Raw genomic sequence first — 14347 nt, forward strand, 5'->3', positions numbered from 1 at the left:
CGCTACGATGATTCACGCATACCGGAGTTATCTTCTACCGGGCTCCAGCAGACTAAAGCAGAGACGCGTGGATTTATTGAACCAGACCGCAGAATTCAACCCAGGATGGGCGGAGTCGCACTCGATACCTACGTTCGACGTCTCAGGCCGAACCGACTGACAGTTCTTAGTGCGATTGCTGTCCTCCAACTAGAGATACTGCTGGTTCTCGGTTACGTCATGATCCGTGATGTACGCATCACAGAGCCACTCATCCTTGTCTATCCGTTTCTCTGGATCAATGTCAGTCTGTGGGTGCTCCTCACGACAACGACTGACTCGTCATCACGTGGGTACCGCCACCTCGCCACAGTAGTTGGGATCGGGTATTTCCTCATCTTGGCCTATTTTGGCGGACTCCTCGGGTTCGGTACTGGCGCGAGGGTGATTCCGCTCCAAATTGACTGGACGCTCCCGCCGGGATATAGCCCAGTCCTGCTTTATCAAGGCTCGCTCCTCAGGCTCGTTCTCGAACCGTACAAACTTATCGGGTATCTCACCCTCACCTACCTCGTCTACACAACCGTTCTTGATACCGCTGGCAGTGCAGTCTCAGGTGTTGTCGGCCTCTTCTCGTGCGTGAGTTGTTCGTGGCCCATCCTTGCAACGGCCGCAACGAGTCTATTTGGGAGTTCCTCCGCTGTGGCTGCCTTCGCACTTGACCAGACGTACGGGCTTTCGACCCTCGCGTTCCTCTCCGCTATCGCTCTCCTCTACTGGCGACCATTACGTTGACAATGTCTTCGCCTGAAGGCGGGTGTATTCGCGTCCCAACTTTCATAATCACAGTTCGATTGATCCATTGGTAATCAATAGCATCGAGAGTTCAGTCAAATGGAAATCCGGGAACGGGCTAGAGTCCGTAATATTGTCATATAATGTCAATTAGCATTTATTTAAGTGTAGTGGGGATTCTCAGATTATAGGAAAACGAACCATCATTATATTGACTTCAAGCCGATTTAGCTAAACAACAATGGCTGAAGGTATCTTCTCAGGCACCAAACACACGCTCGGCTCCCCAGTGTCTGCTCGAAGTCGGTGGCTGGAGTTCGATGAAATGAGTCTCAAAGCCATCGTCTACAACCTTAGTCGGGGTGTCCGGTCCCCGTGTGATCAACCGTCATATGTCGAAATTACAGAATTGGCTACAACCAGCTAATATGACTAGTATATTATCACTTGTTCCGCTGCAGGTGATCGATAGCTTCCTACTGAATTATAATATCGGTCAAGTGATCCTCTTCTTCTTTCTTCTCGCACTCATGGCCGGGATTTTCCGTAGATCTGGAAAAATCACCGCGATCATTGTGATGCTTTTTGGACTCATCTTTCTCTTGACTCCCTCAAGCCTCGCGCCAATTCACTACCAGTATCTCGGCATCGCTCTACTCGTCACTGGCCCAATTATGTACACATCCACGAACCGGTGAACGGTTTTTGGCGAAGTGTTGGCACAACTCGCCTAGAATCGCTCTACCATACATATGCATCGCATCGGCCGAAACGCTACTTACGTGACTCGAACGTAGAGAGCGGAGAATAAAACGGCATTATAGACACCGTGTATCACGGCCGGAATCACGAGGTTTTCCGCGTATTCGTAGGTGGCACCGAGAACGAGCGCAAGAACGAACACGACAGCCATATAGGTGAGTTGGCCGTCGCCACTGAGAGCTGTCGCGTGGCTCACAGCGAAGATCGCACTCGCAATGACGATTGCACTCACCGGTCGAAAGGTTCGTCGGAGCGTTCCCTGGATGAGCCCCCGGAATAGGAGCTCTTCGCCAGGACCAATGAGCAGAAGAGAGAAGGGCACCAGCAATAGGAGCACGTCTGGGTTTTGACCACCAATTTGTGCCACTTGATTTTCTGCGACGGGAACGCCGAGTGCTGAGATAACGAGATTCATCGCCCCATAGAGGACAAAAAACACGAGGAGCCCGCCGACAGTCCAGCCAGCGTCTCGGAGGGTCGGACGCCGGAGTGCGAGGAAGTTGAGGCCGAGCCCACTCAGTTTGAGATAGCCAATGGCTAAAAGACCAAACGTGACGCCCTGTAACATCACCGTCGAAATGACGAGCTGAACCGCTGGCGCATTCATCACATCAACACCTGCGAAAATGAGCACCTGGGCCGTGAGAAAAACGACGAGTGCTCCAACAACGAACCCGCTGACGGCTAATGCAACGGCCGTAAGCAAGCTGCGGCCTCGATGCCGTAGTCCCGTCTCCATACTTCTAGTTTCTGGATTGGCGTCGCTTGTACCTTCCTGTCTGCCGATCCGAGTCCCGATTGTTGCTGGTGTACGCAGGCGTACGGTAAAGTCGTGGAACACGATACATATTCGGACTGGCTGTGTTGTCGGAGGGGGACTACCATCGATCTGGACGGCGGTATGGCTCTCCCGCGAATCGAAATACCGTTTGGCCTGGACCTGAAAGGGGGTGACATGGCAATCTCGGAGGATGTCCGCCGCTACACACGCGCTCATCCACGCCACGTCACCGCAGTCGTGAGCGTGATCGGGTATGTTGTCGTCATTGGAGCATTCGCAGGGATGGTGCCGGTACCTGAGATCGGGGCAGCAACTGTCCAACTGTTCTCGGATCTGATCGCGGTCATCAATACCACCGCCTTAGTCTTGTTAGTTGCTGGCTGGCGGTTCATCAAACGTGGCGAGATTCAGAAACACCGAGCGGCGATGCTCACGGCCTTCGGCCTCATTATGCTCTTTCTCGTTCTGTACGTCTGGAAAGTGGGTGGCGGGTTCGAAAAAGCGTTCGTCGGCCCGACGCTCGTCACGTACGTGTACTGGGCACTGCTCGCTGTCCATATCCTTCTGTCAGTCGTCTCGGTACCGGTCGTCCTCCATGCGGTTATACTCGGGCTTACGCACTCTCCCGCGGAGCTTCGTGATACCGTTCACCCTCGTGTCGGTCGAGTTGCAGTCGCTGCTTGGACGCTGAGCCTGTTCCTCGGCGTCGTGACGTACATCCTGCTCAACCATATCTACGACTGGGAACGCGTTCGGCTCAGTACCGCCGTCATTCTAGTGTTCGGACCGGTCGTCTGGCGGCGGTAAATCTTCTAAAGTAGTACTAAGTAGCGATGTCTCCATCTATCACCTGCATCGGTTCATCAGTAGGTCAGATAGTAATCGAACTGGCTGCTATAATTCGGTTGAATTATACCCCACGAGACGAACCCTCAGCGTATGAACAAGGGACTTGGCAACGCAATAGTGGTGGCAATGCTACTCTTGCTGTTTATAATGTACATCCTGTATGTATTGACCCCAGATCCAGCAGGATCGCCGACGGTGAGCTTGATTATTAATGGCTCCCTTGGGGCTATCATCATCCTCACCATCGCTCTCGTTGGGATAGTGATGAGAGACGCTGAATTCGGCACACACTAGTCAACCACCAAGCAGCACGACGAGGGTGAATCAGTAGCAGATTTTCGACCGCGAGCAGGAATAAAAGATCAATTTCACGACAAGCCCGGGGTCACCAAACCAAAGCTGTAGGTCAAACGAGACCAAACAGAATCGATCCCAATAGTCTGGCGAACCGCCTCGGGGTACAAGCCACGAGACACTCGCCTTGATTATCTGTAGAATCACGGCCCTCAATGGAAATCAGGATTTTTATGCGCAGATCTGACTCGATATTCTATGTGCCCTCTGAGAAAGCTCCCACTCTAAATTTACGATGGATGCGCACGATTCGCCTTCAGCGTGCGATCGTCGTCATCACTGTTATCGCACTCGTTGCTCGCCTCCTCTTCCTCGGTCAGCGGATCGCCCACTTCGACGAAGGGCGCGTCGGCTACTGGACCCTCCAGTATATGCAGACCGGGTCATTTCACTATCATTATATCACACACGGGCCGTTCATCCAATTGCTGAACACCTACGTATTTACTCTACTCGGAGCGACTGATCTGACGTCTCGGCTCATCGTGGCTATTGTTGGTGGGTTACTCCCCGGGACTGCCCTCTTATTTCGTGAGCATCTCAACGCGGGTGAACTAATAGCCCTGGCGCTCTTCCTCGCCTTCAACCCTGTCCTTTTGTATTACTCCCGCTTCTTGCGCAGTACCATCTTAGTTGCCGGGTTCATGTTCGCCGCGTTCGGCTGTGTCGTCCGAGCCTATGATACCCGACGGATACGATACGTCTATGCAGCGGTCGTGTTGACAGCGCTGGGCTTCACGGCAAAGGAGAATGCTGCGGTCTATCTTCTCACGTGGCTCGGCGCGACGGCCCTAATTGTTGACGATTCACTCTTTCGACCGGGAACGGGTACTTCTGGATTGACACGTCTTCAGTCAACCTGGCACCAGTTGGTTCAGCGGTGGTCGGTCTATCGGAGATCTCTCCCTCGATATATTGGCCATTCAACCCTGATAGTCGGATTATTTCTCGGCATCATCCTGTTTTTCTATGCGCCGCGGACGGCCGATCCCAGCGGAGTGGGACTGTGGCAGGCACTTACGAATCCGGACCGTTTCCCTGCGCTTGTTGATGCAACAGTGACGGATATCGAGGCGGGGTATTCGTACTGGTTCGGCGGTGTCTCGCAAGAAGATGACCTTGTCGCGGTCTTCCTCGACTTCTTCGGGCGATTCGTCGAGGTCCTTTTCACGTACGCTGGACCGCTCGTCCTGTTCGCAGTCGGAGGATTCGTCCTCGAACGGTATGGCACTCGGTCTGTGCGATACCTGGTGATGTTCGCGTCCTACTGGGGATTTGTCAGTATCCTTGGCTATCCGCTCGGGACCGACATCTTCGGGGCATGGATTACCGTCAATGCACTCGTCCCACTGGCCATCCCGGCGGCTGTCGGCCTCGCGTGGCTCTACCGCCAAGCCACCGATGCCTGGAATCGTGACGACCGGCTGAATGCAAGCGTGGTCGTGATCCTTTTGTTGCTCGTCGGAGGCCAGGTCGCCGTGACGACCGTGAACAGTGTGTACCGCCATCCAACAGCTGACCACAACGAACTCGTCCAGTACGCCCAGCCAGCCGATGATTTTCGAACCGCACTGCAGCCGCTGGATGCCCGTTCGCCGTCGGATCCTGACGTCGATGTCGTGTTCTACGGCGAGGAACTACTCGCAGAGAATCCTCCACAGCGGGGTATCCGGCCGCTCTGTGCTGACATCTCTTCGACGCTCCCACTCCAATGGTATCTAACGCGGGCCAACGCGACTGCCACCTGCGCCGAAAACGAGACAGAGTTTGAACGCGTGGTTTCAGACACTCGTCCGGTAGTGATCATCGCCCGAGCGAAACACCAAGGCACACTTGCGGACGACCTCGACGGCTACGTGGCACGAACGTACCGTCTTCGCACCTCGAATGCAGAGGTCGTTATGTTCATCGACACTCGCCAGTCCGAACAGAGCAGCCGAACGAGCAGCTCTCGAGAACCGTACCGCTGGGACCCCCGACGTTCACCATCGAATTGGGTACTCGATGACGGGGCAGTCACCTGACAATACGCAACCTGAAACGATGACCAGGAAAGATTCCCCGCCAGATGGATACGCCATCCGAGAGTGGATTCGCTGGCTCAGGCAAACAAACCACCCGGTCGTCCAGATCGTTCGCGACCTGGTGAGTAGTGCGCTCGTCGTGCTTCTTATCGGAGTCGTTTTGTTTGCGATTAGTGGCGTCTGGCCGCCGATGGTTGCTGTCGAAAGTGGCAGTATGGAACCGCATATGTCTCGTGGCGACCTCGTGTTCGTCGTCGAGGAATCACGGTTCGCACCCACAGCGGCTAGAGATCCCACAGGTGTCGTGACCTATCGGATTGGCAAGCGAGTTGGCTATCGAAAATTCGGCAGCTATGGAGATGTCATCGTGTATCGACCAAATTACGCTGGAGGTACACCTATCATTCATCGTGCTCGCTTCTGGGTGAACGAGAGCGAGAACTGGTACGACAAAGCCGATCCCGCATATCTCGATGGTGAGAACTGTCGTGAAATACCAAACTGCCCAGCTCCTCAGGCGGGATTCATTACTAAAGGGGATGCAAATAACAAGTACGATCAAGTGATGGGACTCAGTGGTCCTGTTCGGCCCGTATGGATAGAAGGGAAAGCGGAACTCCGGATTCCGTGGATCGGGTACATTCGGTTACTATTCGGTGTGCTCGTAGTATAGAACGCGCTTTGTACCACCGAACTACGGTGGTACGATTGGATTGAGGGACCGGGAGATTGGAGCGGGCAGGCCGCAATCACAGAACTGGCGGGAATCGCTCTGCTCCACACCGATTTCTGTCTCTATAGTTGTCGATCTCCCGTTTGTGTAGTAGCACCGACCGTCTCATACACCGCCTGATACCGGACAATTTTCCTGTAGGCAGATAGCTAAAGAGGGCCACGTACCCGATTATGAACGCGAGTGTCGCAAGAGCAGGAGGAAGGCTCAGGCCCGCCACGAGCGCGTTCGGGACGACCGTCGAGAGTGAATTGTACGTCCCGTGGATGAGCGCAGCGATAAGTAACCCCTTGACGATTATTGGTCCTGCGTCTTCAGGATTGAACTTTGCCAAGCCCAAGTAATACCCTGCAAAGGCGGAATAAATAACGTGCCCGGGCCCCGCTAACGCACGGACAGCGGCCGTCCCCGCAACGATTCCGAGGACTGGTATTTCGCCCCCGGCGCTTCCCTGAAGCGCTGTCTGGAGTCCACGGCTGACGTAGAGCGCATTCTCGATAGTGGCAAACCCGAGGCCAGCGAACGCACCGTAGACAGCCCCGTCGATAACCGAATCGAACGAGTTGCTATTAAATGCATACAGTCGAACGGCGAGCAGTTTGACAAATTCTTCGATCGGCGCAACGACGAGGTAGAAGTACAGGGACAGTCCCACGATCGGAATCCAGACAAAGAGCGGTTGCGTGAGACTGTTGATGACGGCAGCAAAGTTCGCGAACAGCAATCCGAGCAAAAACGTCGCGAGTAACAGCCAGAGTGGCTCGCTAGTCGTGGGATCCGCGTACCAAACATATGCTGCGAGTCCGAACGCGGGGGCGACAGAGAAGAACACGAGAACGGTAACGATCGGTCGGTCCAGTAGAAGTCCGAGGCCACCGAGAGCGACCAGCGTTAGTAACAGAAGTATGCTGAGAAGAATGACTACCGCGCGACTCACGAAACGGAGGCCGTTGTACACGCTGACAGCGACGCGATCGAGAAGCGTCCGTTCGTACCAGTTCGCGATCTCGTATAACTCGCGATCGTTGTCAGCAGCCTCAGATATTGGCTCCCTATCCTTACCCATACGACCTCTTGTATTGGTTCCACCAAAAATCCTCACGCAGAGAGCCAGTCGCTCTGATCAAACAGGATTGGTCTTTTGATCACCCGCTTCTATTCGTAAACCCGGAAAGAGTACGTGACCGCCGCCATCGGAGTGACGAGCCATGTCTGCTACGCTTCTTCGTGTCCCTGTTATCACATTTTTCAACTTCGTCCCGCCTTGTAGATGCAATTGAACAAACATATGGAATATCTCTCTAATCCTACCGGAGACACGGAATTACGCCCTCGACTCGTTCGTGAGTGCAGTGGTAGTAACCTGGATTTCGATGGTCTCACCACCATAAATCGACGACTCGGGGCCGAAACACGGGTGACGGTATCTCGAGCTGGTGACTCACCAACGCAAATATGATACATTCCTACAGCCAAGACACTGGAGTTCGTCCGGCCCTGTTCCGGAGCGACCACATCGGCCGTTGTACACCGGACCGGCAGAAGGAGCCATTCGATCCCACCGTCGTCCGCTTAGCGTACATGAAGTTCCTCCTGGCGTGCGTCTGTAACTCGACGACCGCGTACGTAGACATCCCGTTCCCCATGTTCGGAACAGTGCCAGTGAGCGTCGTCCACTCGACGTCTTCAGACACTTTGATGCGAGGCTTGACGTTGGTATAGTGCCAATCACCGAAAGCCCTGATAGGGAGGATGGCGAAAAAAGAAACGTATGGCTGTCTGGCTCTGGATTCTGGTACTTATTGGAGCAGTGTGGCTGGCGGATTGGGGGGCGGATCACCTCGCTGACCCGCTCCGAAAGATTCGCCGACAGTGGGGGATCACCGGCACTGGTGGGGCGGCTCTCCTCGCCATCGTCACAGCGAGTCCAGAAGTCGCAATCAACACGACGAGTGCCCTTCGCGGCGTTGGTGGGATCGGTCTCGGGAACATGCTCGGCTCGAACATTGTCTCCTTCCCACTGATCTTTACCATTGCGTATCTGGCGTCGCGGCGCGAACTGACGGGCAATGGCGGGACGACGCAACGGGAGAGCGACGGGGAGTCACCGATCGACGGGGCAGAGTCACACTCAGCGCATATACAGCAACGCTTACTCCGTTTAGATCGACGAAGTGTGACGGTGTTGGTGCTCCCGTATCTCGGAATCCTCGGCCTTCTCGCACTGCTGACGATTCCGGAACAGTGGCAGGGACTGCAGCCGATCGATGGCGTCATCATGCTCGTTGCGTATGGTCTGTATCTCACGCAGGCAGTGTATCGAGGTCGTGAGGAGGGAGAATCGGTAGAGTGGTCGACGAAAGAGCTGGGTCTCGCGGTCGCTGGCGTCGGTGCGTTGGCAGTCGGCGCGTATTTCACGGTTCGCGCGACGGAGAATCTGATTGCGGCGTTCGGCATCTCCGAAGTGATCGGTGGCCTGTTCATCACAGCGACAATGAGCACGGCACCGGAAGTCTTCAAGACGTGGCGAGTCGTGAAGAGCGGCCAGGTCACGGCTGGCACGGCGAGTGTTGTCGCAGACAACGCTGTGACAGTGACGATCGGCTTCTTCCCGCTGGCGCTCGTGACCCTGCCGATTCAAAATATGTTGCTGTTCTCGGTCAACCTAGCGTTCGTCGCACTTATGCCAGCGGCGCTGGCGCTGCTCATACACTTCGGCTCTGACGACCACGGACTCAAGCGCTGGCAGGTGGGGGTCCTCGACTCTCTCTATCTGCTATACCTCATCGTTATGGCGTTCGGCATCCTCCAACTCCTCTGAGTACCCCGTGAGTGTGGGGCACTTCCGCGAGTATTGCATTGAGAACCCGAAATTTGGCTCGATAAGCCAACGTGATATCCCGCACCACAAATAAAGAAGGTATAATTTCAAGAGAGCATTCATTGTGACTGAGAATCCTTATAGTCGTTTCCGTTCGCAGGTCTCCAATAATGCCGCTTATTGATATACACACGCGTATATGCTAAGGTAGTTAATATGAAACACCGGTTCCCAAAGGGGTTGTTACAATAGCTCTAATGTAACATGGCTTCAGCTCCTGATGAGCGCCAATCTTTGCCGTGCTGTTACAACAGTGCTGCTGTAACACCTGTCTCAGAAAACACCAAATTTCAACGTACAGGAAAGTTGTGCTGGTGCTTGCGGTCAACTGCCTCATTGGCGTCGTCCCAGAATTTTTGACGTAAGCACGACGATACCACGGACTTAATCGCATCCAGTCAGGATCAGAGTTATCTTGCTCTCTCAACCCAGAGGGCGCCTATATAGAATGCCCAACTGTAAAGTTCATGAGATCAATATCATGTTCTCTATGTGCTCTTCAATTTGAATCAGCTACTGTGTAATGCTATCTCAGGTCAGGAACACAATCGAGTCATCCAGGCGTCCCAGTACCGGATAGTGTCGAGTACAGGAGCCACACGTTCAAAACAACGATGAGGCCGATAATAACCGCGAGCCCATAGGTCGTCCTCGTCTTATTCGTGAAACTCCCCATAATGTCCTCTTGGTAGGTGAACCAGAGCAAGGGGATGAGGACGAACGGGAGTTCGAAGCTCAGCGCAACTTGGGAGGCCACGAGGACACTCGTCGGATCGAAGCCCGCTATCACGATGGCGAGGCTCGGGACGAGCGTCACGGAGCGACGAATCCAGACGTTCACGTTGAGGTCCAGAAATCCATCCATGACGGTCTGCCCGGCCATAGTTGCGACCAGTGATGATGACAGTCCGGCCGCGATGAGCGCGATGCCGAAGGCGAAACTCGCATTCGTGCCAAAGACTCCTTGGAGTGTGACATACGCCTCGGTGAGTGTTTCAATACCTGTCCCTTGAAGCGATGCAGCGGCAACGATAAGCATAGCAGCATTCACGAACATCGCGCTGAACAGTGCAAGCGTCGTGTCGATGCTTTCCAGTCGGAAGTGGCGCCGATGAACAGCTTCCGTATCCCCGTTAGCTTCGATTTGCTGTTGTCGACGATCCTGGACAAGTGTCGGATGCAGATACACGCTGTGAGGCATGACCGTCGCACCGAGAATCCCGATCGCAATAAACAGCGCACTCGAGTTCGGGATCGACGGTGCTAGCCCCGTAGCAATTTCCCCGGCGGTCGGTTGCGCAAGTGCCATCTGGAAGACGAATGCAAGCGAGATCACCCCGACAAGCGCCATGATCGTGAACTCGATCCACCGAAAGCCACGTCGATAGGCCGTACGAATGCCGAGCAAGGCGAACGAACTTATTCCGGCGAGGCCCGCCCCTGCTGCTAGCGGGAGTTGGAAAACTAAGCTAAACCCGATCGCAGCACCGATGATTTCGGCCATATCGGTGGCGATCATCGCAAGTTCGGCGGCGGCCCAGAGCGGCCAGACCAGAGGTTTGGGCAACCGTTCCCGACAGAGTTGCGCGACGCCTTTCCCCGTTGCGATCCCAAGTTTCGCAGCGATGATTTGAATCCCAATAGCCATCAGGCTCGCAAGGACGATCACCCAGAGCAGGGCTGTCCCAAACTTCGCGCCGCCGGAGATATTCGTCGCCCAGTTCCCAGGATCCATATACGCGACACTAATGAGGAATCCCGGCCCGAGATAGTACAGGAGTTTTCGCAGTGACGGGCGACCTGTTGGACCCGTCTCACCATCTGAGTTTGGAGTCACAATCTCTCTGAAAGGAAGCTAGATGTGGTTAATAAAATACCCATCGAACCAAATTTTAGATTTAGTCTAATCTAATCCACTTGGGACATCGGTCACGGAACCGACGTTGACGCTTCGCCGGTTTGATTGGCCCAAATAGAACGAGCAACGCTAGTCGGCAGGGAGACGATCGTCTCGTAGGAGTGAGGTTGAATACTGATCATTCCGATGGGGGTGACCTCTTTGATGGTAACGCGCGTTCCGGGTTTGATTCCATGTGCCTCGAGATACCGGAGAATTTCAGGATCCTGATTCCGAACTCGCTGGATAATGACTGTTTCGTCCACGCTGAAGTCGATAAGTGCTGTCCCGGAAGGGTCTTCAACAGGATCCAAGTCGGCACTCGGAATCGGATCACCATGTGGATCGACTCGAGGCTCGTCAAGCCTGGTAGCGAGCCGGTCGATAAATGTCTCGCTCACGTGGTGTTCCAGCCGGTCGGCTTCGTCGTGAACTTCGCTCCAGTCGTAGCCGAGTTCTTCGGTGAGATATGCTTCGAGTAAACGGTGATGGCGAATCACTTCCAGCGCGACGGATTCACCCGTCGGGGTGAGCTCGACGCCCTGGTAGGGTTCGTGGTTGACCAGGTTCTTCTCGGCCAGTTTCTTCAGCATGCTAGTCACAGTCGGTGGCTTGACGTCCAGCTGCGTAGCGATGTCCGATGTTTTGACGTTCCCATCGGCTTCCGCGTGGAGGACATAGATCGCTTTGAGATAGTCTTCCATGACAGCACTCAACATCATCGATGAGTAAATTAGAAACGCCTAATTCTTATATTTGTCTGCCGAGAATCCATCCCGACTACGGTACTCACATAGACCATCTAGGTCACTCCCGAGGTGCTTGACCTGTTCTCGCGTGTAGAGGTCAATACTGGGTGTGCTCCCAGTCGTCGCACCAAAAACTGGTAATGCAGCGGCGCTGAATGACATCTATGGAGCTTGGTGACCACGTATTTGATACTCAGGACGATGACCCGGATGTTGCCATCGTTGTACGCGTCCCTGAGGAGGAAACCATCGCAGACTGGACGTATGAAAGGAATGGGAAGGAGATATCGACAACGGACGAGAATCCTGACTACTCGGCGGACGCCCAACTAGTGAATGTCACCTTTGTTAGGGATCTGAAGAATGAGTGGCCAGAATGGAAGGACGTTGCACCGGCTGAATTCTGGGATGGGGTATGCGACCGCAGCATACCTGTGTATGGATTTCCTGAAGGGCGGTTGGGGTACGTCAAGCCGCCGGCAACGCTGGAAGAGGCGATAAAACAGATTCAAGGAAATGTTGATGTAGTGGAATGGCGACTTTCCGAACAGTATCTCCATATAGAGAATATGAATGAAACGTATGCAATCAGACCGGATGGAAGTGTTTCCGGCAATGGGATCTACGCCGATTATCTTGAAGAGTTGGTCGCAAATCCGAACGGGGAACCAACATACAAGTATCAGACATGACCCCTCAGCCGGTACCTGGGAGTCGAAAAGCGTTGGCTCCATAATTGAGTGGGGAAATGGTAGTCTGCGAACATTTCCGGATCCTCATTGAGAATGACTCGGACGAAACCTACTTGGAAGGCATTTCAAATTTCAAATGAAGATCGTACCGTATTCCATAGCTAATAAAAAAAACTCTCCCCAGGTAGACGCTTTTGGAACAACTACCCGTCGCGATCAGAATACGCTCAGGGTGAGTGTCTTTTCGAAGAACGATTATCGTCTCAATCTGCCCCGGTCTATTCGGAAAATATTTATTGCTGACAGAGTCCAACCAATTGGATGGACCACCGGCCTGTACCATGTACCCATGATTCGCGATCGGCCCATCCAGACGGTGGTCCACACTTAGTCCTACGTATCCCCTAGCTTCGTCTGTCCTCGGGTATCCGTTAGATATTACTGATGTCCTCGTGATCATCATCCTGATACCTTCGTTACTGTTTGAGATACACATCGATTTGAGGGTGAGAGCTATGTTCTCAGTACAGTTACCGTCTCCAGAACCGGTCCACGACACCTGTAAGAACGAAAAGCATCGACACGATTGTCAGTCCAAGCTGTGGCTCGCGGAACCAGAATGGTGTCGAAGGAATAACTGCTCGGAGACCGACAAGCATCAGCGAAAGAACTGACACATCATCAGATGGTGTATTGATTGATCCTGAATCTGTAGCATACTGAGGTGCTCCCACAGACTCACCGACTGGGAGTCGATCTGCTTCATACGGAATTCGCTCCGTTTGGACACTCCAGACGACAGCCCCCGATTCGTTCACTTCGACGATGCGCCGATTCAGCGTGTCCGTGATCAACGTATTCCCGTTCGGGAGACGATCGGCGTCTCGAGGCCAGTTGAACGGAATACCACCCGCCCTTTCGAGAGTCCACGCCGGTGTCCAACTGCCGTTCGCAGTCTGGTGGAGTTCGACCACGCGGTCGTTCTCGCTGTCGGCGACAAGGACAGCGTCCTCTCCGAGCCACTGGGGATTGTGCTGGTGATTGAGCACCGTGGGATCACCGCACCGCACCTCACCGTCGTTGTCGTAATCGGCTAGCTGCCCGGATTTACGGCAATTTGCATCGTTCGAATTCGTCGTATCTTTATTGATGACATCGACGACCCCCTTACCACGCTCAACAATCACGAGCTGGTTGGCGTTGCGGACTGAGACGAGATACCGACCCTCGTCGATGACATCGACGTCATTGATGTGCAGCCAGTCAGTTGTCGTCGGGTCTTGAGGAGCATCGTAGAATGAACTCGCGTTCCACTGCCACGTAACTTCGCCATCTTTGACGGTGAAGATACGCTCGTACTCCATATCGGTGACCAAGTATTCTCCCGATTCGAGTCGTTCGACATCGTGAACTTCACTGTTCTTTTTCGTCCTCACGGGGAAGCTATACTCGGAAAGCACGCGAGGTTCGGGCTGCGGATTGATGACCCGGAATCCAGTTCGCGTACACGGTGATTCGTATGGACCACACGAAGCGTATCCACCATCCATGAACCCAGCTAGGACCGTTCCATTCTCGGTTTTCGTCACGTCGAAGTAGCTGTCGGCGCTTGACTCGCGCCATGTGACGTTCGTACCGTTGAGGAGATAGACGCTGCCATATTCGTGCCACCCGGGACCCCCGCCTTGCGACCCGACTATTGTCAGCCGTTCCTGGTTTGCGTCTGAGGCTGTTCCGATTGCTGGAGCGAGGGCAGCACTAACAACGAGAGTAGTGACAAAAAGAGAGAGACCCGCAACCACAAGCAAAGTGCCTCTCGACGGTAGTCTCGAACTGAGATCGTGTGTCACC

The 14347-nt window shown here is 54.1% G+C and carries 13 protein-coding genes; 8 read left to right on the forward strand and 5 right to left on the reverse strand.

The window, feature by feature from the left end; translation table 11 throughout:
* Positions 1–105 precede the first annotated feature (105 nt).
* Entirely contained in the window at positions 106–774 is a 669-nt protein-coding gene (locus ACP99_RS20715; protein WP_081926979.1) for a DUF7546 family protein, read from the forward strand.
* Between the two features lie 428 nt (positions 775–1202).
* Positions 1203–1472, forward strand: a complete 270-nt coding sequence (locus ACP99_RS21460; RefSeq protein ID WP_049984683.1) for a hypothetical protein — start codon at positions 1203–1205, stop codon at positions 1470–1472.
* An 80-nt stretch (positions 1473–1552) separates the two neighbouring features.
* Here ACP99_RS21460 and ACP99_RS00325 read toward each other — a convergent pair whose 3' ends face one another.
* Positions 1553–2275: a CPBP family intramembrane glutamic endopeptidase gene (locus ACP99_RS00325; RefSeq protein WP_049984684.1), complete on the reverse strand. Its 723-nt coding sequence runs from the start codon at positions 2273–2275 to the stop codon at positions 1553–1555.
* Between the two features lie 216 nt (positions 2276–2491).
* Between ACP99_RS00325 and ACP99_RS00330 the strand changes: the two genes are divergently transcribed.
* The 4 genes from ACP99_RS00330 (at position 2492) to ACP99_RS18825 (ending at position 6217) form a co-directional block, all read left to right on the forward strand.
* The gene (locus ACP99_RS00330) at positions 2492–3124 is read left to right on the forward strand and encodes a DUF420 domain-containing protein (protein WP_049984747.1); all 633 of its coding nucleotides are present in this window, start codon (positions 2492–2494) and stop codon (positions 3122–3124) included.
* A gap of 132 nt (positions 3125–3256) precedes the next feature.
* Positions 3257–3460 (forward strand): hypothetical protein, encoded by a 204-nt coding sequence (locus ACP99_RS00335; protein WP_049984685.1) that lies wholly within the window; start codon positions 3257–3259, stop codon positions 3458–3460.
* 260 nt (positions 3461–3720) lie between these two features.
* On the forward strand, positions 3721–5544 hold the full coding sequence (locus tag ACP99_RS00340; protein WP_197052307.1) for a flippase activity-associated protein Agl23: 1824 nt from the start codon (positions 3721–3723) through the stop codon (positions 5542–5544).
* On the forward strand, positions 5525–6217 hold the full coding sequence (locus ACP99_RS18825) for a S26 family signal peptidase (RefSeq protein ID WP_197052308.1): 693 nt from the start codon (positions 5525–5527) through the stop codon (positions 6215–6217). Before ACP99_RS00340 ends, ACP99_RS18825 begins: the two co-directional genes overlap by 20 nt.
* 76 nt (positions 6218–6293) lie before the next feature.
* On the opposite strand, the gene ACP99_RS00345 is transcribed toward ACP99_RS18825, so the two are convergent.
* A complete protein-coding gene (locus ACP99_RS00345) occupies positions 6294–7343 on the reverse strand; it encodes a PrsW family intramembrane metalloprotease (RefSeq protein WP_081926981.1) in 1050 nt (349 codons plus the stop codon).
* Between the two features lie 705 nt (positions 7344–8048).
* Between ACP99_RS00345 and ACP99_RS00355 the strand changes: the two genes are divergently transcribed.
* Positions 8049–9098, forward strand: coding sequence for a sodium:calcium antiporter (locus tag ACP99_RS00355; protein WP_049984687.1), 1050 nt, complete (start codon positions 8049–8051; stop codon positions 9096–9098).
* A 613-nt stretch (positions 9099–9711) separates the two neighbouring features.
* Here the strand turns inward: ACP99_RS00355 and ACP99_RS00360 are convergent.
* Together ACP99_RS00360 and ACP99_RS00365 are read right to left on the reverse strand one after the other, a co-directional pair.
* Complete coding sequence (locus ACP99_RS00360) at positions 9712–10947, reverse strand: Nramp family divalent metal transporter (protein WP_156105567.1); 1236 nt, start codon at positions 10945–10947, stop codon at positions 9712–9714.
* A 140-nt stretch (positions 10948–11087) separates the two neighbouring features.
* Positions 11088–11777 (reverse strand): metal-dependent transcriptional regulator, encoded by a 690-nt coding sequence (locus tag ACP99_RS00365; protein ID WP_049984689.1) that lies wholly within the window; start codon positions 11775–11777, stop codon positions 11088–11090.
* 191 nt (positions 11778–11968) lie between these two features.
* Here ACP99_RS00365 and ACP99_RS00370 point away from each other — a divergent pair, with 191 nt between their 5' ends.
* The gene (locus ACP99_RS00370; protein WP_156105558.1) at positions 11969–12496 is read left to right on the forward strand and encodes a hypothetical protein; all 528 of its coding nucleotides are present in this window, start codon (positions 11969–11971) and stop codon (positions 12494–12496) included.
* Positions 12497–13026: 530 nt separating this feature from the next.
* Here ACP99_RS00370 and ACP99_RS00375 read toward each other — a convergent pair.
* Complete coding sequence (locus ACP99_RS00375; RefSeq protein WP_231554188.1) at positions 13027–14346, reverse strand: arylsulfotransferase family protein; 1320 nt, start codon at positions 14344–14346, stop codon at positions 13027–13029.
* Position 14347: the final 1 nt, after the last annotated feature.

The sequence above is a fragment of the Halobellus rufus genome (genome assembly GCF_000739575.1).
GTDB lineage: Archaea > Halobacteriota > Halobacteria > Halobacteriales > Haloferacaceae > Haloquadratum > Haloquadratum rufum.